Raw genomic sequence first — 18,302 nt, 5'->3', positions numbered from 1 at the left:
TAGTGAATTACAAAGATTTAGCACTCGCCGAAGAAGAAGGCAAACTGGAAGCCGCGATAGCGGCTTCTCGCAATTTATTGATTGAAGCGCCAACCGGTTCGGGCAAGTCGCTATTTATCCCCTACTTTTTAAGCAAGCATTGCAAAGGCCGCGTGGTCGTCTTGCAGCCCCGTCGCATTGCGGCACTTGCGCTGGCTCAGTTCTCGGCAAAACTCCATGGAGAGAGCTGCGGAAAGACAGTCGGCTACCAGTTCAGGCAAGACAGTTGCAAAAGCGCAGACACGCGCATACTCTTCCAGACCTACGGTAACTTTCTGCAAGAGTTATTGCATGGCAAGCTGGATGCCGACTGGATTGTCTTTGACGAATACCACGAACGCAAAGCTGACATGGACTTGCTGTTTGCGTTTTTTAGGGGAGCCGAACGGCCTCGTATAGCCGTGATGTCAGCAGCACTCAACCGCGACGAGCTGGAAAACGCCCTCAGTGTAAAATGCCTGAGCCTCGGCCACCCGCTCTACCCCGTCCAGATTATCAACCAGACTCCGGCCACGGGGACATCGCTTGTTTCGGGCGTTGGACTTGACGCCGAAGTGGTGCGGGCGCTCCGCACGCTCTACCGCAACAACATCTGGCAAACCACGCTGGTATTCCTGCCGGGTAAAGCCGAAATCGCCCGCTGCCACACCGCCGCCGCCGAAGCCCTCGGCCCAAACTGCGCCGAATTTCTGGAACTCTACGGCGGCCAGGACCGCGAAACGCAAGACCGCATCTTTGAAGTCACCGAACGCCCGCGTGTAATTTTCACGACGAACATCGCCGAAACCTCTATCACCGTACCGAACGTGACAGGCGTTGTCGACAGTGGCATCGAGCGCGTGAGTTTGTATGATGACAGCGAAAAGGTGAATGTACTGCGCACGCTCCCCATTTCTATGCAAAATGCCATTCAGCGCAGCGGCCGTAGCGGCCGTACGCAGAATGGTTGTGCCATACGCCTCTGGAGCGAAGAATCCGAAAAGCGCATGCCTCAAGGAATCGTGCCCGAAGTACTGCAAATCGAGCCTTCGGAATTGCTACTGCAGAAAGCGGCGTTAGAGGATCTCGGCGAGGAGAGGAGATCCCGGATCAAGTCCGGGATGACAGATGGCATAGTACTTCCGACTGCAATTCCGGAAGCACGCGAAAAGACCGCGACTGCGCTCCTCGAAAAATTCGGGATGCTCCAGGACGGCGCCATCACCGCACTCGGCCTCAAGGCAATCCGCACGCCCGTTTCCAGCATTCCGCTCGCGCTGCTCCTCGCGTCGGCCCAAAGCAAGGCAGACCTTCCCGACTTGCTCCTCGCCGCGCTCGCTTGGATTCACTCCGGCACCGAATTCCTGCAGAAAGCAAAAGTCGCCTACGACATTCTCACACTTGCAAGCGACACGTTGTCCAAGAATCGGGATGTTCCGCGAGAAGTTTCGTTCACGCTTAGACAGCTGCGCGACTATCGCGATGGATTAAAGCAAGATCCTTCGACTGCGCAACAACGTTGCTCCGCTCAGGATGACACTGTTCGCAGCCTCTTAAAAGCTTTCCCGGACAGGCTCGCGACTCCGAGCGGAAACGCCTACAAGCTCGCCAACCAGAACGTAATTCGCCTGCAAGTTGCAGAACCGCCTTACGCGATTCTCGCCCTCAGCATGCTCCGTACCGGTACAACAAAGTCCGAACTCAAGGTCAACCTTTACGCGCCCATTTCGCAAGACATGCTCGGCGGCGAAAGTGCCAAGACCCGCTACGAACTCTTGTGGCGCAGCGGACAAGAAAGATTCATCGGAGTCGAAATCAACGAATCCGAAAACGCCGACGGTTCCACCACCGAACTTTCCCGCAAAGAAATTCTCACGCAAGAAGCCTCGCCTAAAGTTCTCGAAGAACTCAAGAAACTTACCGTCGACGCCTGGCGCGAAAAAATCGAGAAAGAAAACTGGAGCGGCAAGTTCCTGACCGAAGCCGTGCAAACGCAGCTCATCAAAATGCGTCTTGCAGCCAAGCTCTATCCGGAATACGGCCTCCCTGAATTCAACGAAGAAGACATGGAACTTATCTTTGACGAATTCGCAAGCGGCAAGTTCCTGCTCCGCGACATTAACGAAGACCGTTACCGCAGTATCGTCGAAGATTATTTTGGCAAATCCATGCTGCAATGGCTCGGCAAGACATTCCCCGACCATTTCATGCTCCCCAATGGCAAGCGCGCCCGCTACAGCTACCAAGAAGTCGCCGTCAGCGACGACGGAAAATCCGTGCAAAGCATTGAAGGCGTTCTCGTCGAAATCTCGGCCCGAATCGAAGACTTGATGCAACTCCGCGGCGAGCACAAAATTGCCGACGGCAAATTAAAAGTCCGGTACGACATTCTCGCACCGAACTTCCGCACGATTCAAAAAACTTGGGACTTGACTGGATTCTGGCAGAACACCTACGCCGAGGTGCGCAAGGAATTGCGTGGCCGCTACCCCAAGCACCCCTGGCCCGAATCCGTTATTTGATTGTATAAATCGTCAGCGTCTTGCTGTATTCGTAACCAACGACCAACAAGGCTTGGCCCGCCATCGGGCTCTTGTCTGCCGGAATGAAGAGAATGCCTTCAGGGCCACGATCCAGCGGATCCAAATAGTAATCCACAAGCACAGGTGCCATCGGCTCCGTGATATCGAAAACGGCAACGCCACTGGTGCGTTCCAGGCCCGCAAAAGCGTAGCGACGGGCACCCACCTCGCCCACGGTCACGTTCTCGGGTTCGCAGCCCTTATCTGAACTGCGCTTGTCCATTTTGGCCTTGCCCTTCTTGGAATTCCAATTGAAGTATTCCGGCGCAATCTTTGCCAGAACGCGTTCAAACATTTCTCCGGAATCCCAGAGCAGTTTTCCCGTTTCGCCGTCAAAAATGCTCACGGAGCGAGAACCGAACGTATAGGCGTAAGGACACTTGCCATTATGGGTGCGGAACTTGCCCTCGTCGCAACGTTCCAACGCACTGACCGAAAGATCCTTCAAGTCCGTCGTCATCTTTTCCGTAAACACGGTTTCATCCAAACGGCCCTGTGCCACAAGTTCCTGCACGCTCGTTACATCGGTCCATGCCTTGTAATCATTTACAGGAGCACCTTCGTTTGCAGTCAGCACAAAGTGTCTGTCGCCTGCCGTAAAAGCGGCAATGCCATCAGGCTGGCGAAGTCCACGCAGCGGGTAATAATTCTTGATATCAATCTTTCCGTCGCTCACGGCATCGATTGCAAAACCATTTCTGGAATGGTCTACAAAACCCAACGGGAAAACCTTCTTGATTTTCTTGGCCGGCACATCGATGATCGCCATGGCGTTATTTTCTTGCAGGCTCACCCACGCCAGCTTGGAATCGTCAGAAACCGTAATGTATTCCGGTTCCAGCGATTTCAAAAAGCCCTGATTTCCGGGAGCACGCACGCCAGCATTCTTAAGTCTATTCGTGTCGAGATGATCAAATCCGGCCACAGCAAATTCCGCAGTTTTCCACGATTCGGCGTCCGCCTTAGCAACTGTCAAGAATCCAATACCGCCATCAGGGTCTACCGCAAAATCCGTACTCGGCGAGCCTTCGCAGGCCACCAGCAAGTTCTTGCCATCGGGCGTAAACTTGATCATGTCAGGCTGACTACAAACCGTGTACAACCCAAGCACTTCGAGATTGTCGGTGTAACGCATCACCTGCACCTGGCCATTGCGCCATTCTTCGACTTCAAGCATGCTTACCGCGACCAAGTCTCCATGAACCGTCACGCTAGAGGCATTACCCGGAATCTGTACTTCAGAAATCTTTTTGGCTTCGCTCGGATTGCTCAAGTCCACCACTTCGACGACATTAGCATCACCTACGACAAACAGTTTTTTCTTGGCAGGCATATAAGCCGAAATTTCTGCCGTAGACATTTTAGTCGTCGAAAGCGGTTTAAGCGTATGCCCCCACTGGAACGGTCCGGCGGGCACTGCATTTTTAGCAAAACAAAAGCCTGCGCACAAAAGCAGGCTTGCACTCAAAAGAATCTTATTCATTCACTCCTCAACACAAATCCAATTATTTCATGATCAGCCACATGATCAGCAGGCCGATACCGACACCGCCCAAGAACGAAGACGAAGCCGCCATGGCAGCGGACCTACGATCCTCCTGCTCCTTTTCTTGCTTCTTTTCATTTATGCCAATCGAGGTGACAAGCATTTGGGCACAAGTTTCATTATCTTTCTTGACGGTATTGTAGCTCTTTTCCCAATTTTCGCTTTTGGCTTTTTCCGATTCGATGACAGAACGCAAGGAATCCTTTTCAAGCGTACAGGCATCTCCCTGCACCTGCATCACGCTGTCGCGCACTGCAAGTTCCTGTTTCAATTCAGTTTCTGCAGTCGATGTCTGAGAAGCTACGGCAGGTTCTTCGGCTAGTGCCATTGAACCACAGAACAAAAAGGTAATCGCAAGGATTTTAATCAAACGCATCATAGCGCAAATATACAAAAATCCCCGACAGGACTATCGGGGACAAGCATTCAAGAATTCGTTACAACACTGCGTTACGGCAATTCGACTTGCTTTTTCCAGCGGCCGTCAACGCCCTTCACGTAGTAAACGCCGGGCACAAGCTGTTCGCCCGCCTTAACCACGGAACCGTCGAGCCTGCGGATCGCTCGGGCCGCGCCGAATGCGCGAGGAGTCGCCTGCAGGCGGCCAATAGCCGTAGAAGATTCCGACGATTCCGGCTCCACAGAGGAACTGGATTCAACAGAGGAACTCGACACCACATTGCTAGACGACTTCGCCTCGGACGAAGACGACTCCGCCACAGAAGAAGAACTGTTCACCGCTTTTTTGTTCGGGTCGGTCAACACCGGACGTAAAACCTGAACCTGGATTTTAGAAAGCGAGTCGGGAACATCCTCTCTCTTATTAAAAGCAGCCAAAGCAGCAGCAACCGCATCCGCGGAATCAAGCCTGAATGCCGAACCAGAATAGAGCAAAGCTCCGCCATCGCTCTTTTTCACCCTACCCAAAACAATGGCCTGCCATGAATCAAAAGCGAATTCAAAAGTTCTTGAAACCATCAAGTCATCAGCCGAGAAAGAAAGCTCCTCGGAATTGACGCCACCCTTTTTTACCACCAGGACATTATTCGAATTGGTTGAATCAAAGCCGGGAATATTATAGAGGTTGACATCTATAATCCATGAGCCGTAATCGTCATTTTCATCGTTCAGAGTCCATTTTTTGCCATTCTGGTCCCATTCCCCATACTTGAAAAGATTGTAATTGCTAGACACGCAGCCTGCATCGATAGAATAGGGAATTCTAAGGCTGGTCTTTTGCATGATAGGCATGATTGTGCTATAATCCTCATGCACATTCACCTTAACGGAATCAGTCTTCTTTAAATCGCGGGAACCATACCAGACGGTTTCCTCAACGCGTTTAAGCTTGAGTTCCACCTTCGGAGTAGCAGAAACGGATAACGTATCGCAGATATTGCGAATATAGGTCTCTTCTTGCGCAAAAGAGAACACGGTGGCCACAAGGCCGGCTAGGCAGACTTTCTTAAACATACGACTCTCCTAGCCTTAAATATATACAAAAATTTACGAAAGCGTCGCTAAAATTCGCTTCCAGCCGTCTTCCGGAATCTGGGCACCCATCACCTGGACCACTTCGTTACTCACGACACTGCCCAAATTGCCCGATTTTTCCATATCCCAGCCGTTCATGTAGCCATACAGGAATCCCGATGCCCACAAGTCGCCGGCACCCGTAGTATCGATAGCCTTGGCAGGGCCAGCCTGCACATGCACCACCTTGCCGTCCTTGGCAATCAGGGCGCCGCGCTTGCCGATTTTCACTACGGCAACCTTGGCCTTCTTGGCAAGCACATCGAGAGCGGCTTCTTCCTTGACGCCCGCATAGGCATAAGCTTCGTCTTCGTTGGCAATGATGATATCGATCATCCCTTCGGCAAAGAGTTCGTCAAAGAGCTTGCGGCAGGCTTCCACCACGCCAAAGCTGCTAAAATCGAGAGCGGTTTCTACACCCAGGCTGCGGGCCAAGGTAAAGGACTTCTTGAAACAATCTGCGTTAAAGGCACGGTAGCCTTCGGCATACAGCAAGCCAACGCCGTCGTAAAGAGCCGGCACAAAGTCGTCGCTGCCCAAGAAATCGGAGGCGCCCAGATAAGTCCACATGGAACGCTGGGCATCGGGCGTCACGGCGCTGAAAACGCAACCGGTAGCGGCATCGCTCAAGCCGAGCTTCGATTCCACACCATTGTCTTGCAAGTGCTTCTTGAAAATGTTACCGAGTTCGTCGTTGCCAATCTTCGAGATAAAGGCGGCCTTGCCACCCAGGCGAGAAAGACCCACCATTGTATTGCAAGTAGAGCCACCCGGCACACGCAGCGGATTCTTGAGGGCGCCCAGGAACTTTTCCATCTGGGGCCAATCCACCATGTTCATGCCACCCTTCTGCACACCCTGAGCTTTGATCCAAGCGTCATCCACATTGGCCAAAATATCAACGAGGGCTGCGCCCATACCTAAAACTTTCTTCATTAGAAGCCTCCTCTACGGCGGCGCAACTTTTCGCTCGCCTTAAGTAAAAATTGACGTTCGGATTCATTCAGCGAATTGATTCCTTCACGATTGACTTTCTTCAGGATTTCATCCATCCGCTTGTTTTCATCCACATAAAAAACTTCGCCTTCGATAGCGTCAGAATCATCGCTAGACTTTTCGCCGGATTCGCTTTCGGAACGGCCTCCCTGGTGCACCTTGAACTTGGGACCACGCATTTTTTCGAATGCCTTGCCAAGATTACCGAATCCGCGTTCATAAAAGTGCATGTAAAGGAATCCGCCGACGACACCACCCAAGTGGGCCAAGTGCGCAATGCCATCGCTCGAATGCGCCATAAGCACATCGACTGCAACCATGAACCACATGGCATACTTGATTCGCATCGGGAAAAAGAAGAACATCAAAAGCATGCGGTTCGGGAAGAACTTGTAGTAAGCCACAAAGATTCCCATGAGGGCACCCGAAGCACCGATAATCGGGGCGTTCGTCATACCGAGCCAGAACATGATCAGGCTGAATACCGCCGCAAAAATACCGCAGAAGAAATACATTCCCGTAAAATGCTTGGCACCCATCATGTCGGCGACTTCGCTACCGAACATCCAGAGCATGAGCATGTTGAACAAGAAATGCCAAAAGTCCACATGTACGAACATGTAGGTCACAAAGCGCCAAGCCTGTTCCGGCGCAAAAGGCCAGAAGGCGCCAAAGTAAGCGATGTATTCACGAATGGTTCCAGCGCCCACACCGGGCAAGTTCAACTGCAAACCAAGCGCACCGCCAATAAAGGCAAGTCCAAAAACAACTGCATTGGAAATCAGCAGGACTCGCAAAACTTTAGGTAAGAATCTGAACGGTCTCATAGAATTTAGTTGGTAGAACTTAGTTAATAGAGCTTAGAATTGTTATAACTTCGGCGGGGACGTATTTAGCGAGAATTTCTTTTCCGTCGGCATTCTTTGCAACACCCACTTTCAAGAGTTCGCGAACCACAGTACTCGAGACTCTCAAATGTTCCGGAGAGCTGGACAAGAAAACCGTTTCGCATTCAGGGTAAAGAACCTTGTTGTTCCAGGCGATGGACTGTTCGTAGTCCACATCGGCGGCGCCGCGGATTCCACGCACCAGGTACTTCGCCTTTACCATTTTCATATAGTCGACCGTAAGCCCGGCTGCACAGTCCACCTTCACATTCTTCAAGCCTTTGACGGCTTTCTGAATCAGCTGCATTCGGGTCCCTTCATCAAGCATATACTTCTTGGAAGCATTCTCGAAAATGACCACCCACAATTCATCGAACAGCGCGGAGGCGCGCTTTACGATATCGAGGTGACCTAGGGTGAACGGATCGAACGACCCAGCGAAAACGGCAACTTTTTTCATGCCGTAAATATAGAAATTATGCTCTATAGATAACCAGCGAGGATTCGCCGTAGCGGCGGACTTGCACCATTCCCGCTTCGTCGGCTTCTTTCACCCACGCAGGCAGATTGCGGCTCGGGGCCTCGAACACGGCGACACCACCCGGATTCAGCCACTCCCAATAGGGGCGCAGGTCTGGGTAATCCATGTCCTTGAACGGCGGGTCAGCATAAATCAGGTCAAAACCTTCGCTGGCGCAAAGGGCTTCTTTATCGAGCGTCAAGGCGTTCTTTTCTAACAAAGTAAGTTTCGATTCCAGCGACAAGGCCTTGTACGCCTGCAACACGAGTCGCGCCTGGGCATGCGCCATTTCTACGGCCACGACACTTGCAGCACCGCGACTGATTGCTTCAATGCCCATAATGCCCGTGCCCGCGAACAAGTCAAGCACGCGAAAATTTTCAACACCCTGCAGAATGTTGAAGAGAGCTTCTCTTGTTCGAGAAGCAGTCGGTCTTGTCTTGGAGGTATCCGGAGAAGGAACGTTCCTTCCCCGCATCAGTCCACCCGTAATGCGAATTGGCATCTGGTATTACTTTATCACAAACATTTCAAAAAGGATTGTCGTGAACATATCCTTTTTGGCCAGCTTCATTTCGATATTGCGAATACCGATGCGAGACGGCGAGTTCACAAACGCGGTAATGAAGGCGTTCAGCTCGGCAAAGTCCGCAGTCGAGGTAGCCTTGAGCGTATAGCGCTTGTACACACCGAATTCTTCAACAACCGGCTTTTCAAGTCCAGAGAGTTGCACCTTCTGGGTGGCAGCCAAAGCCTTCATGGACTTGACTTCGCTGTTCACTTCGGAGGCAGGAACGAACGAAGAAACGGCAGTCAGGTTCACGTTGGTCACGTTGTACATACCGAAAGCGGTAATGTCGGTGGCCGGAGCGTTTTCAGGCAGAGGCGGAGTCCTGAAGTCGGAACTGACCGCACGAATGCGATCGAGGAAAGCCTTCTGGGAATTCGGGTTACCGGCCACGCCGCGAACATAGAAGTAGTTCGGAGCCTGGTAAATGCAATCCGAGAAGCCCACGTCGTCAGGGGTTGCCGTATTCAAGAATGCGAAGAACTGGCCGACAGAAGCCTTCTGGAACGAAAGCTTTTCGAGCGGCAAGTAGCTGTTGTAATCCGTGCGCTTGTTGTTGAACAAGGCCTGCGGATTGATTTCGCCCACGACCTGCTTGACCGTCACATTGTCGCGCTGACGGATCATGGCGGCAGCGGCAGCAGCTTCTGCTTCAAGCGAACCACCAGCGGAGGTACGCTGTCCTGCACCGATTGCAAGAGCAGAACGGGTCGGGTCTTCCGCACCAATCAAATCCAGATACGGCGGCGGCAGCAAACCCTGCAACTGCTTGGGAACGCCAGCTACACTCAGGAAGCAGCTGAAGGCAACAAATACAAACAGAGCGGCAACCAGAACCGTAAGAGCCTTCTTTCGAGACTTCTTCTGCAGTTCCTTAACGCTCGTGACGTTGACCGGAGCCACAGTTTCGACTTCGACCAAGCGTTCAGCAGCGTCAATCAAGTTCAAATGAATCATACACCCTCCATCACATTCAAGGCGGCACCGATTGCACCTGCGCAAGAAAGCACGGCAGCAGAATCTGCTTCTTCAATCGGGAGCCTCAAGTTAGAGAAAGAATCCATCAAAGACAGCTGGAATTCGGGCAACTTTGCACGAATGTCTTCCACGAACAGCATGTCGCTTGCCATTTCACCGCACAGACGGATCGACTTCGTAGAGACCGAGGCGTTTTCCTGTTGGGCAATGGCGATCTGCTCGGCAATTTCCCTAGCCAAAATCTGGTAAGCTTCTTCCTTGGTATTGTTCACCAGCGAAAGCGTGGACACGCAGCGGAGCGCATGCAGGTTGTCCTTGGTGAGCCAAAGGAGCGTCACACCGGCATAGTCAGCCTTGACTATACATGTCAGTTCGGACACATTTTCGGCATAGTCCATCAGGTTCATGAGCGAGAGCACGTCCACATCCATGGCCTTAGGAGCTAAAGCCTTGTTACGGAAGCCTTTACGTAAATTATCGACCCACTGTTCACGGACCGCAATCAACATAATCGTGTATCCGAGCTCGGGGTCACCGCTCATGATTTTGTAATCAATTACATACGCATTGGATTCGGCGTTCGTAATCAGCGAAACATACCACTTTACATAGTCGTCAACGTTCTTTGTGGCTTCTGCCGGAACAAAGATTTGGCGAATAATCGACCTAAATGCAGGAATTGCCACCGAAACGGCTTCGACGGATTCAATCTGGTTGAACTCCATCCATCCCTGGAGGACGGTTTCAAAAGTATAGACATCGTCAAGGGGGGCGGTTTCCGTATCGAGAACGGCCGTCTTCAGAACACGGCGTTCGGCCGCATCCACAAGGGCAACTTTCAGAGAAGCGTCCCCTGCTTCTATACCCATGTAAATCTTCGTATCACTCATATTATCAACGACTTATGAAAAAAACTACACTCTAAAACTAATCAAAAATTACCCCAGGAAGTAGCTTTTCCAATTTTTTCTTGCCGATTCCGGGCACTTTTTGCAAATCTTCGGCCTTTTTGAAGGCTCCAAGAGCATTTCTGACCTCCAAAATCTTCTCGGCAAGCTTCGGACCGACCCCATTCAGGGCGCAAAGTTCATCCAGGGAAGCCGTATTGATATGGACCGGCAAGTTCACTTTTTTGGCCGTTTTTCGCTCTTTTTTAGGTCCGTTTTTAAATTCATTGTCAGTTTTTGACAATATAGTGTCCGCTACGGTTGCCGAGTCCCGGACGACCGCCAAGGGGGCATCGTTTGCCACGATGAACGATTCCCCCACCTCAAAATGTTCGATAGACGGAAGCCCCCACGGGAGAATCCGGACAACAATTCCAATGACCAAAAGGCATAGAGCCAATCGGACTACATTTTTTTCTGGTGCATTCATAGGATAACCTCCGTTGGTTATCCTCGACCTCAGTGCCTTTTAAGCGCCGCCTCCACCGCATTCACGTCTGAAGGGACATCTACCGAAATCGAAGGGTAAGGGCTCTGGACAATGCGAATCGGGCGTTTGCCCAAAATGCGCATCTGCTCCAGGGAGCGATCTTTTTCGACATCGGTTTGTGGCAAAGACGAAAATTCATCGCGACACACCCTGGAATAAGCGTAGATTCCCTGGTGCTGGAACCAGCGGGCAGCGTCCTCATTCGCTACCGACCGGGTAAAGTCCACCGCGTAATCGTCTTTCACCAAAACCTTGACTACCGTCTTGAGTCCCGCCTCGGCAGGATTCAAGGGACATGCGACCGTCACCCATTCATCGGGGTGCTTTTCGAGGGCCGAGGCCACATCGCACAGCACAGAAGGTTCCACCAAGGGTTCATCGCCCTGCAAGTTCACCACGAGGTCCAAATCGAGGGCCCGGGCCGCAAAGGCGACTCGGTCAGAACCGGTAGCCGCATCCGGAGTCAAGATAAATTCAAAACCCGCCCGAGAAACCACGTCTGCAATTTCTTCGGAATCGGTCGCGCATACAATGCGTTCAAAACATTCAGCCAAAAGCGCACGTTCCAGAGTGCGCACAATCATTTCTCTGCCTGCAATCTTGATCAGGGGCTTGCCCGGAAAACGGGACGACCCCATACGGGCAGGCACAACGCAATGAACAGCCATGGGCTAAGGACTAGCCGCCGATGACCTTCGGAATGGCAAAGTGGTCGTTTTCCACTGCCGGAGCGTTCATGAAGGCCTTTTCGAGCGAGAATCCCTGCACGGGCACGTCTTCGCGGAGAATCGTGGCGCCGTTTTCGACAGCGGTCATGGGTTCCACGTCGGAAAGGTTCAATGCCTTGAGAGCTTCAAGGTGATTGAGCATCTTGTCCAAGTGACCCTTCACGGATTCGATATCTTCTTCGGCGACTTCGAGCCTAGAAAGCTTCGCGAGTTTCAAAACTTCTTCACGTTCGAGCATAAAACCTCTTTTCTTACGGCAACAAAATAGCAAATTATTTCGGCGAAAAAGCAACTCTGTGTTGCTAAATGCACCCTAGCCCACTATTTGCAGCGCCGCATACTTCAAAATAATCGTACGGACCGTCGGATCGTTACCGAAACGCACGTCCACGCGGGCATTGTCACCAGTACCATAGCACTTCACAATGGTTCCGACGCCATACTTCATGTGGCGCACGCGTACGCCCGGATGGTACGGATTCTCGCTGAATTCGTCGTAGACGATGCGCGGGCCCGAAGGTTCCGCCGGTTTGACAGGGACCGGATTGCGGTAAACGATGTGCTTGTCATTCTTCTTGACCGAATTCGGAATCGAAGGACGGCTGAACCCGTGCGAACCGAAATTATTCGGTCGAGACGAACCGCCGCCAAAGCTACCCGAAGGTCTGCGCGGATAAGACGGAATGTTCGGGCGCGGCGGGCGCGAGAATCCCGACAAGCCACCGAAATCCTGATTGAAGTCGCTACCGCCAAAGCCGAAATCGGTGCAAGGCGTAAAGTCGACTACCGACGGATCCAATTCCTTAAGGAACCTGGACGGAGCGAACGGGCGGATATTTCCCTGGAAGAAGCGACGTTCCGCATGGTACAGGTACAGTTTCTTTTCGGCGCGGGTACAGCCCACGTAGAACAGACGGCGTTCTTCTTCCATCTGTTCGTTCATCTCGGCGCCAGACATGGTAGCCGAAGCACGAATGAGCGGGAAGATTTCTTCGTCGCAGCCGGCGATGTGCACGGTATTGAATTCCAAGCCCTTCGCCATGTGAATCGTCATGAGCGTCACCTGGCCCTTGGAATTGTCCACCTTCTTGTCGGCATCGGTCAAGAGCGAAATATCCTGCAAGAAGGCATCGAGCGCGGCACCCGGATGTTCTTCGTCGAATTCACGGATGGCGTTCACCATTTCGTCCAAGTTACCGATGCGTTCGTCGGCGGTGAGCTCGTCTTCTTTGCGCAGGAATTCCTTGTAGCCCACATCGTTGATGATGCGTTCGGCAAGAATCGGAAGCGGAGTCTCCCCCGCCGCCATCAAAGCCTTCCAGTTCTGCACCATGTCCGTAAAGCCCTTGAGCTTGATCGCCGAGCGGCTTCCGCTGTTGACTTCGGCGAGCAAGTTGTCCCAGAAGGAGCCTTCGCCTTGGCGTTCTCTTTCCAAGATGTTTTCGACAGTCGTCTTTCCAATGGCGCGAGGCGGCGTGTTGATCACGCGCAGGTAGGCGGCATCGTCTTTTTCGTTAGCGAGCAGTCGCAAGTATGCGAGCACGTCCTTGATTTCTTTGCGGTCCCAGAATCGCATGCCGCCAAAAATGACCGACGGTATGCGGCGGTCATTTAGCGCCTTTTCCAAGGCGCGGGACTGCGCGTTGGTGCGGTAGAATACGGCCGTCTTGGCATAAAAATCTTCGCCCGCCTTTGCAATCGTTTCTGCAATGGTAGACGCTTCGGAGCGGTCATCCATAAAGTGGCGCACGTGAATGAGTTCGCCTGCGTCTTCCTTGGAGAACACGTTCTTCTGCATTTCTTGCGGACGGATGTTGTGGGCAATCACGGAGCCCGCGCCCTTCACGATGTTTGCGGTCGAGCGGTAATTGCGTTCGAGCTTGACAATCGTCACCGGAGCAAAGTCGCGATGGAAATTGCGGATAATCTTGATGTTCGCGCCACGCCAGCCGTAAATACTCTGGTCGTCATCACCCACCACCGTCACGTTCTTGTTTTCGTTGATGAGCAACTTCAAGAGTTCGTACTGAACGTCATTCGTGTCCTGGTATTCATCGACCACCACATAACGGAAGCGCTGCGCCAACTGCGACGCCAAATTGGGAATCTTTTGCAACATGTAGACCGTGTTGAACAACAGGTCGTCAAAGTCCATGGCGTTAGATTCTTTAAGGCGCTTCTGGTATTCGGCGTAAATCTTTGCACGCAGCTCTTCGTCCGGGAAGTTCGCCAATTCCTGCGCCACATCGGGAGTCTGCAGCTGAGCGACCTTTCCACGGTACAAAATCGTGTTCTTGTACTTCGAAATCGCGCCATGCATTTTCTTGACTTCGGAGGGTTCAAAATTGTCGCCCACCTGCTCCTTCATGATTTCTTTCAGGAGTCTTTTCTGGTCGTCATCATCGTAGATCGAAAAATTGCCGTCGTACCACTTGCCGCCCAAGGCGTCAAGCACGGACTGCTTGGAAAGACAAAGCTTCAAAAGGCGCAAGCACACGGAATGAAACGTTCCCATCCAGGCAAAATTCATGTTGCAATCGAGCAACTTCTGAATACGCGACTTCATTTCGCGAGCAGCCTTGTTCGTAAAAGTCACCGCCAGAATGCGGTCCGGCTCTACGTTATACTGCGAAACAAGGTGAGCAATCTTATAGGTAATGCAACGCGTCTTTCCCGAACCGGCTCCTGCCAAAATCAGCATCGGGCCGTCAATCTTCTTGGCCGCAGCCGCCTGTTCCGGATTCAGTTCTTTATCTAAAACAACATTATCTACAATATTTGCCATGGGGGTCCCTTTTAATACACAGATGTGCAATATAGTAAAAAAAGAAAGACCCTCTAAGAGAGCCTTTCTTTAAATTCGAATCGGGAGCTTCGACTAGTCGTCCGACGTAGAAGCACCGATGGCCTGTTCAAGCGTCGTGTGACCGTCGAGGGCCTTCTGGATACCATCCATACGCAGCGTAATCATGCCGCATTCCTGCATGGCAGCGCGCTTAATCACGTCGCCCGAAGAACGTTTGATGATCAAGTTACGCACGGTTTCGTTCGGCACCAGGAATTCGTAAATACCGCAACGGCCCTTGTAGCCCGAACCATCGCACTTTTCGCAACCCTTACCATGGTAGAACTGCATGTCGGGGGTCAAGTGGAATTCGTCGCGCATTTCCTGTGAAATTTCGACAGGTTCCTTACAATACTTACAAATGCGGCGCACAAGACGCTGTGCAAGCACGCCCTTGATAGCGGTAGACACAAGGAACGGTTCCAGACCCATTTCGAGCAAACGCGGGAATGCACCGGCGGCGTCGTTGGTATGGAGCGTACTGAAGACCAAGTGACCCGTCAAAGCAGCTTCGATAGCCATGGACGAAGTTTCTTGGTCACGCATTTCACCGATCATAATCACATCCGGGTCCTGACGCAGCAGGGCGCGAATGCCCGCCGCAAAGGTAAAGCCTGCGGCGTTGTTGATCTGTCCTTGGTTCACACCATCAATATTCAATTCTACCGGGTCTTCCATCGTAGAGATGTTGATCGTGGAATCCAAAATTTCTCGAATAGAAGCATAAAGCGTGGTAGACTTACCGGAACCGGTAGGACCGGTCACCAGCACAATACCGTTAGGAGCATTAATCGCATCGATAAATTGCTTGAGCACACGCGGGTCGAAACCCATATCCTTCAGCGGGAACTGACCGGAGTTCGGGTTCAAGATACGCATAACGATCTTTTCGCAAACGCCGCGCTTACGCAGAGAAATCGGGAACGAGCTCACACGAAGGTCCACTTCGGAACCCTTGTAACGCACGGTAAAACGGCCGTCCAACGGTTTACGTTTTTCGGCAATATCCATCTTAGAAAGGAGCTTAATACGCGAAAGAATCTGCGGCATCAAACGTGCCGGAATCGGGGACATCACCTGCAGGTCACCGTCAATACGGTAACGGAGCTTGAGGAACGTTTCTTGCGGTTCCAGGTGAATATCAGATGCCTTACGGGCAATGGCTTCGTGAATCAGCGTGGTCACGATCTTCACCACCTGGCGACCTTCTTCGTCACTCAGTTCGGGTTCGTCATTACCGCCCTGACCGCGTTCCACGGTTTCAAGTTCTTCGCCGTCCTTAGATTCACTGATAAGTTCGGCGAGGGATTCTTCGGCAGGACCGTGGCCGGCAAACACGCGTTCAATGGCCTTCATCACGTCCGCTTCGGAGGCCATCACGATGTCCACGTCCATACGGACCTTGAACTTCACGATGCTAATCGTGCGCATGTTCGTCGGGTCCGTCATGGCAATCGTCATCACAGAGCGGACCTGACGACGATCATCTTCACCCTTCTGAACAAACAGCGGGACCACCTTATACTGCTTACACATGTCTTCGGGCAAGAAGGTATAGGCGTTCGGATCGATATTGAAGTTGTCTAGCTTTACATAAGGAACTTCGAACTGTCTCGAAAGAATTTCAATCAAACGCTCTTCGGGCATGTAGCCCAAATCCACCAATGTACGGCCCAAGCGTTTGCCCGAAGTCTTTTGCGTTTCGAGAGCCTTGTCCAACTGCTCTTGGGTAATGTAACCCTGAGCCAGGAGCATTTCACCGATACGCATCTTGGTCGAAGACTGCATTTGCGAACCGAGAATGTTCGTCAAAGTTTCTTCGCTCACCATTCCCAAGCGCACCAGAATCTTACTGAGCATAAGCCCGGTACGTTTGTGTTCGGCCATGGCATGAGCCAACTGGTCTTCGTCCAATACACCTTGACGAAGCAGCAACTGGCCCAAGTTCATCTTATTGCTATTTATCATAAATGCGACCACGCCCGAGGTTGAACGGGCATTTTTTCTCCATTTTTGCAAAGCATGTTCACTGGGTCGCCAACGGATTTTTCCGCAGCATATCCAATTTCGCACACCTCGCCCAATTGGGTATTTTTCATAAATATACTTTTTGGGCTAGAATTTGCAAATAGAAGTTCGTATTCTTCTCCGCCATTTAATGCAAAATTTAGCGGATTTTCGCCATATTTTTCGCACATTCGTAAAACTTCGGAATCAATCGGGAGTTTTTGCTCGTCAATTTGCAAGATCACGCCCGAAGAAAGTGCCAAATGGTTCAGCTCCGACGAAAGTCCATCGCTAATATCCATGCAAGCACCATAGGCTCCCAGGCGCAAAAGTTCCGCGCCCGCACGCTCGCAAATCTTGGGCGAAAGGTGGTATTCCACCAACGTCGGGAATTCGTCTTTTGCTTCGGGGTGGTTCATCAACAGCCAAAGGCCAGCATCCGATTTACCAAGCGTCCCGTTCACGTACAACTTATCGCCCGGTTTTACCGCCGAGCGCAACAGCGGCTTCGAATTTTCACCTTCGAGCGAGCCCAAGAGCGTTGTCGAAAACATGCCCACATCGCCCACCACCGTATCGCCGCCAATCAAGGCAATTCCGCGCCCCGCAAAGCCTTGCGAAAGAGCAGCCTGTACTCGGCTGCGGGTTTCTACAGACCAATTCTTGTTAATGCAAAGCCCGAGAACCGCAAAGCGCGGGATTCCGCCCATGGCGGAAATGTCGGACACGTTCGAAACGATATGCTTTTCGACAGCCTGTTCCGGCGTCGACCAGTCCAGTCTGAAATGCGTATTTTCGACCGACAAATCCTTGGTCACGAGCCAGCCGTCAAATTGGGCGCAATCGTCGCCCACGCCGAGCCAGCCTCTTGTCGCGGGAGGTTCTTTTTTAAAGTCGGCGGAGTCCTTCAAAAGGGCCTGAATAAAATTGAATTCGCCTAGGTTAGGAAACATATTCCAAATTTATAAATCTTCAAAAAAGCTCGTTTATTATCAACATCGCGCGCCCGCATCCACAATTCAAAAATTTTCAAATTAACAGTTTGGTAGTAAATTGTTGATAAGTAGAGCGTATCTATTTGGCAAAAAATATTTTTTGAAAAAGGCGAAAAAATCTATCCACAATTTGGGAGAATTACCTATCTTTTAGGCCATGGGACACATTTTCTTCATCGCTCCGTCCTCCCCCGGTAGCTTAGACCGCCTCAGTCAATGGACTTTCCGTTGGCTTTTGGAGCACGGCGATTTGGCAGAAGATTCCACCATGTACACTTGCAATTCAATCGAAGACGCAACGAACCTTTTGGAATCTGCCCTGATTATCGGACAGTCCCCCGCACTTATCATTCTCGACCACGCTGACCGCCCGCACGAACAGAACCTCAAGTTCAGCAAGCTCTTGCACGACGGCATTCCTGAATCGTGGATTGTGGAATTGGTGCCCGACAACATGCCGCTCCCCCAGTGCGACGAAAATTATTACTGGGTCCGCAAACCCGTGAGTGAAGACGAATGGTATAGCACGCTCGAACAGGTGTTGCTCAAGAGCGGATCGCCCCAATGGGCAAATAACTAGTGCCTGCGGCACAGTTGGTAGAGCTTAGTTGGTAGAACTTAGACATTTTCTAAGTTCTAAGCTCTAAGTTCTAAATTCTAAA

The 18,302-nt window shown here is 51.6% G+C and carries 17 protein-coding genes; 2 read left to right on the top strand and 15 right to left on the bottom strand.

Going from position 1 to position 18,302, the window contains the following annotated elements:
* Window positions 1–2: 2 nt before the first annotated feature.
* Entirely contained in the window at window positions 3–2,540 is a 2,538-nt protein-coding gene (locus B7989_RS06835) for an ATP-dependent helicase C-terminal domain-containing protein (protein WP_088627796.1), read from the top strand.
* Here B7989_RS06835 and B7989_RS06830 read toward each other — a convergent pair.
* The 15 genes from B7989_RS06830 to thiL all read right to left on the bottom strand — a co-directional run bounded on the left by B7989_RS06830 (window position 2,533) and on the right by thiL (window position 17,598).
* Window positions 2,533–4,083: a choice-of-anchor I family protein gene (locus tag B7989_RS06830; RefSeq protein ID WP_088627795.1), complete on the bottom strand. Its 1,551-nt coding sequence runs from the start codon at window positions 4,081–4,083 to the stop codon at window positions 2,533–2,535. The two genes, B7989_RS06835 and B7989_RS06830, sit on opposite strands and share 8 nt — an antisense overlap.
* A 22-nt stretch (window positions 4,084–4,105) precedes the next feature.
* Window positions 4,106–4,525, bottom strand: a complete 420-nt coding sequence (locus tag B7989_RS06825) for a hypothetical protein (protein ID WP_088627794.1) — start codon at window positions 4,523–4,525, stop codon at window positions 4,106–4,108.
* Between the two features lie 71 nt (window positions 4,526–4,596).
* The gene (locus tag B7989_RS06820) at window positions 4,597–5,619 is read right to left on the bottom strand and encodes a hypothetical protein (protein WP_088627793.1); all 1,023 of its coding nucleotides are present in this window, start codon (window positions 5,617–5,619) and stop codon (window positions 4,597–4,599) included.
* A 33-nt stretch (window positions 5,620–5,652) separates the two neighbouring features.
* Window positions 5,653–6,615 carry an adenosine kinase gene (locus B7989_RS06815; protein WP_088627792.1) on the bottom strand — a complete coding sequence of 321 codons (963 nt, stop codon included), beginning with the start codon at window positions 6,613–6,615 and terminating at the stop codon, window positions 5,653–5,655.
* Window positions 6,615–7,502, bottom strand: coding sequence for a rhomboid family intramembrane serine protease (locus B7989_RS06810; RefSeq protein WP_088627791.1), 888 nt, complete (start codon window positions 7,500–7,502; stop codon window positions 6,615–6,617). Before B7989_RS06810 ends, B7989_RS06815 begins: the two co-directional genes overlap by 1 nt.
* Before the next feature lie 19 nt (window positions 7,503–7,521).
* Window positions 7,522–8,022: a pantetheine-phosphate adenylyltransferase gene (gene coaD / locus B7989_RS06805; RefSeq protein ID WP_088627790.1), complete on the bottom strand. Its 501-nt coding sequence runs from the start codon at window positions 8,020–8,022 to the stop codon at window positions 7,522–7,524.
* A 16-nt stretch (window positions 8,023–8,038) separates the two neighbouring features.
* Window positions 8,039–8,587 carry a 16S rRNA (guanine(966)-N(2))-methyltransferase RsmD gene (rsmD, locus tag B7989_RS06800; RefSeq protein ID WP_088627789.1) on the bottom strand — a complete coding sequence of 183 codons (549 nt, stop codon included), beginning with the start codon at window positions 8,585–8,587 and terminating at the stop codon, window positions 8,039–8,041.
* Between the two features lie 6 nt (window positions 8,588–8,593).
* Entirely contained in the window at window positions 8,594–9,607 is a 1,014-nt protein-coding gene (locus B7989_RS06795; protein WP_088627788.1) for a hypothetical protein, read from the bottom strand.
* Complete coding sequence (locus B7989_RS06790) at window positions 9,604–10,518, bottom strand: hypothetical protein (RefSeq protein WP_088627787.1); 915 nt, start codon at window positions 10,516–10,518, stop codon at window positions 9,604–9,606. Before B7989_RS06790 ends, B7989_RS06795 begins: the two co-directional genes overlap by 4 nt.
* Before the next feature lie 37 nt (window positions 10,519–10,555).
* Window positions 10,556–11,005: a helix-hairpin-helix domain-containing protein gene (locus tag B7989_RS06785; RefSeq protein WP_088627786.1), complete on the bottom strand. Its 450-nt coding sequence runs from the start codon at window positions 11,003–11,005 to the stop codon at window positions 10,556–10,558.
* 29 nt (window positions 11,006–11,034) lie between these two features.
* Complete coding sequence (locus B7989_RS06780) at window positions 11,035–11,733, bottom strand: 3-deoxy-manno-octulosonate cytidylyltransferase (RefSeq protein ID WP_088627785.1); 699 nt, start codon at window positions 11,731–11,733, stop codon at window positions 11,035–11,037.
* A 10-nt stretch (window positions 11,734–11,743) separates the two neighbouring features.
* Window positions 11,744–12,031, bottom strand: coding sequence for an Asp-tRNA(Asn)/Glu-tRNA(Gln) amidotransferase subunit GatC (gatC, locus tag B7989_RS06775; RefSeq protein ID WP_072797429.1), 288 nt, complete (start codon window positions 12,029–12,031; stop codon window positions 11,744–11,746).
* A 75-nt stretch (window positions 12,032–12,106) separates the two neighbouring features.
* Complete coding sequence (locus B7989_RS06770) at window positions 12,107–14,578, bottom strand: ATP-dependent helicase (RefSeq protein ID WP_088627784.1); 2,472 nt, start codon at window positions 14,576–14,578, stop codon at window positions 12,107–12,109.
* Between the two features lie 93 nt (window positions 14,579–14,671).
* The gene (locus B7989_RS06765) at window positions 14,672–16,606 is read right to left on the bottom strand and encodes a GspE/PulE family protein (RefSeq protein WP_233144288.1); all 1,935 of its coding nucleotides are present in this window, start codon (window positions 16,604–16,606) and stop codon (window positions 14,672–14,674) included.
* Window positions 16,603–17,598 carry a thiamine-phosphate kinase gene (gene thiL / locus B7989_RS06760; RefSeq protein ID WP_088627783.1) on the bottom strand — a complete coding sequence of 332 codons (996 nt, stop codon included), beginning with the start codon at window positions 17,596–17,598 and terminating at the stop codon, window positions 16,603–16,605. The genes B7989_RS06765 and thiL overlap by 4 nt, the downstream gene beginning before the upstream one ends.
* Window positions 17,599–17,797: 199 nt before the next feature.
* Between thiL and B7989_RS06755 the strand changes: the two genes are divergently transcribed.
* Entirely contained in the window at window positions 17,798–18,220 is a 423-nt protein-coding gene (locus B7989_RS06755) for a hypothetical protein (protein WP_072797422.1), read from the top strand.
* Window positions 18,221–18,302: the final 82 nt, after the last annotated feature.

The organism is Fibrobacter sp. UWB5, from assembly GCF_002210295.1.
GTDB lineage: Bacteria > Fibrobacterota > Fibrobacteria > Fibrobacterales > Fibrobacteraceae > Fibrobacter.
The sequence above is the reverse complement of the archived record's forward strand: the minus strand, read 5'-3'. Positions and strand labels throughout refer to the sequence as shown.

What these genes read in the sequence shown, in the direction of transcription:
- B7989_RS06810 (WP_088627791.1), bottom strand. Translation starts at nt 7,502, where the DNA reads ATGAGACCGTTCAGATTCTTACCTAAAGTTTTGCGAGTCCTGCTGATT.
- B7989_RS06765 (WP_233144288.1), bottom strand. Translation starts at nt 16,606, where the DNA reads ATGATAAATAGCAATAAGATGAACTTGGGCCAGTTGCTGCTTCGTCAA.
- B7989_RS06825 (WP_088627794.1), bottom strand. Translation starts at nt 4,525, where the DNA reads ATGATGCGTTTGATTAAAATCCTTGCGATTACCTTTTTGTTCTGTGGT.
- B7989_RS06830 (WP_088627795.1), bottom strand. Translation starts at nt 4,083, where the DNA reads ATGAATAAGATTCTTTTGAGTGCAAGCCTGCTTTTGTGCGCAGGCTTT.
- coaD (WP_088627790.1), bottom strand. Translation starts at nt 8,022, where the DNA reads ATGAAAAAAGTTGCCGTTTTCGCTGGGTCGTTCGATCCGTTCACCCTA.
- gatC (WP_072797429.1), bottom strand. Translation starts at nt 12,031, where the DNA reads ATGCTCGAACGTGAAGAAGTTTTGAAACTCGCGAAGCTTTCTAGGCTC.
- B7989_RS06780 (WP_088627785.1), bottom strand. Translation starts at nt 11,733, where the DNA reads ATGGCTGTTCATTGCGTTGTGCCTGCCCGTATGGGGTCGTCCCGTTTT.
- B7989_RS06820 (WP_088627793.1), bottom strand. Translation starts at nt 5,619, where the DNA reads ATGTTTAAGAAAGTCTGCCTAGCCGGCCTTGTGGCCACCGTGTTCTCT.
- rsmD (WP_088627789.1), bottom strand. Translation starts at nt 8,587, where the DNA reads ATGCCAATTCGCATTACGGGTGGACTGATGCGGGGAAGGAACGTTCCT.
- B7989_RS06795 (WP_088627788.1), bottom strand. Translation starts at nt 9,607, where the DNA reads ATGATTCATTTGAACTTGATTGACGCTGCTGAACGCTTGGTCGAAGTC.
- thiL (WP_088627783.1), bottom strand. Translation starts at nt 17,598, where the DNA reads ATGTTTCCTAACCTAGGCGAATTCAATTTTATTCAGGCCCTTTTGAAG.
- B7989_RS06770 (WP_088627784.1), bottom strand. Translation starts at nt 14,578, where the DNA reads ATGGCAAATATTGTAGATAATGTTGTTTTAGATAAAGAACTGAATCCG.
- B7989_RS06790 (WP_088627787.1), bottom strand. Translation starts at nt 10,518, where the DNA reads ATGAGTGATACGAAGATTTACATGGGTATAGAAGCAGGGGACGCTTCT.
- B7989_RS06785 (WP_088627786.1), bottom strand. Translation starts at nt 11,005, where the DNA reads ATGAATGCACCAGAAAAAAATGTAGTCCGATTGGCTCTATGCCTTTTG.
- B7989_RS06755 (WP_072797422.1), top strand. Translation starts at nt 17,798, where the DNA reads ATGGGACACATTTTCTTCATCGCTCCGTCCTCCCCCGGTAGCTTAGAC.
- B7989_RS06815 (WP_088627792.1), bottom strand. Translation starts at nt 6,615, where the DNA reads ATGAAGAAAGTTTTAGGTATGGGCGCAGCCCTCGTTGATATTTTGGCC.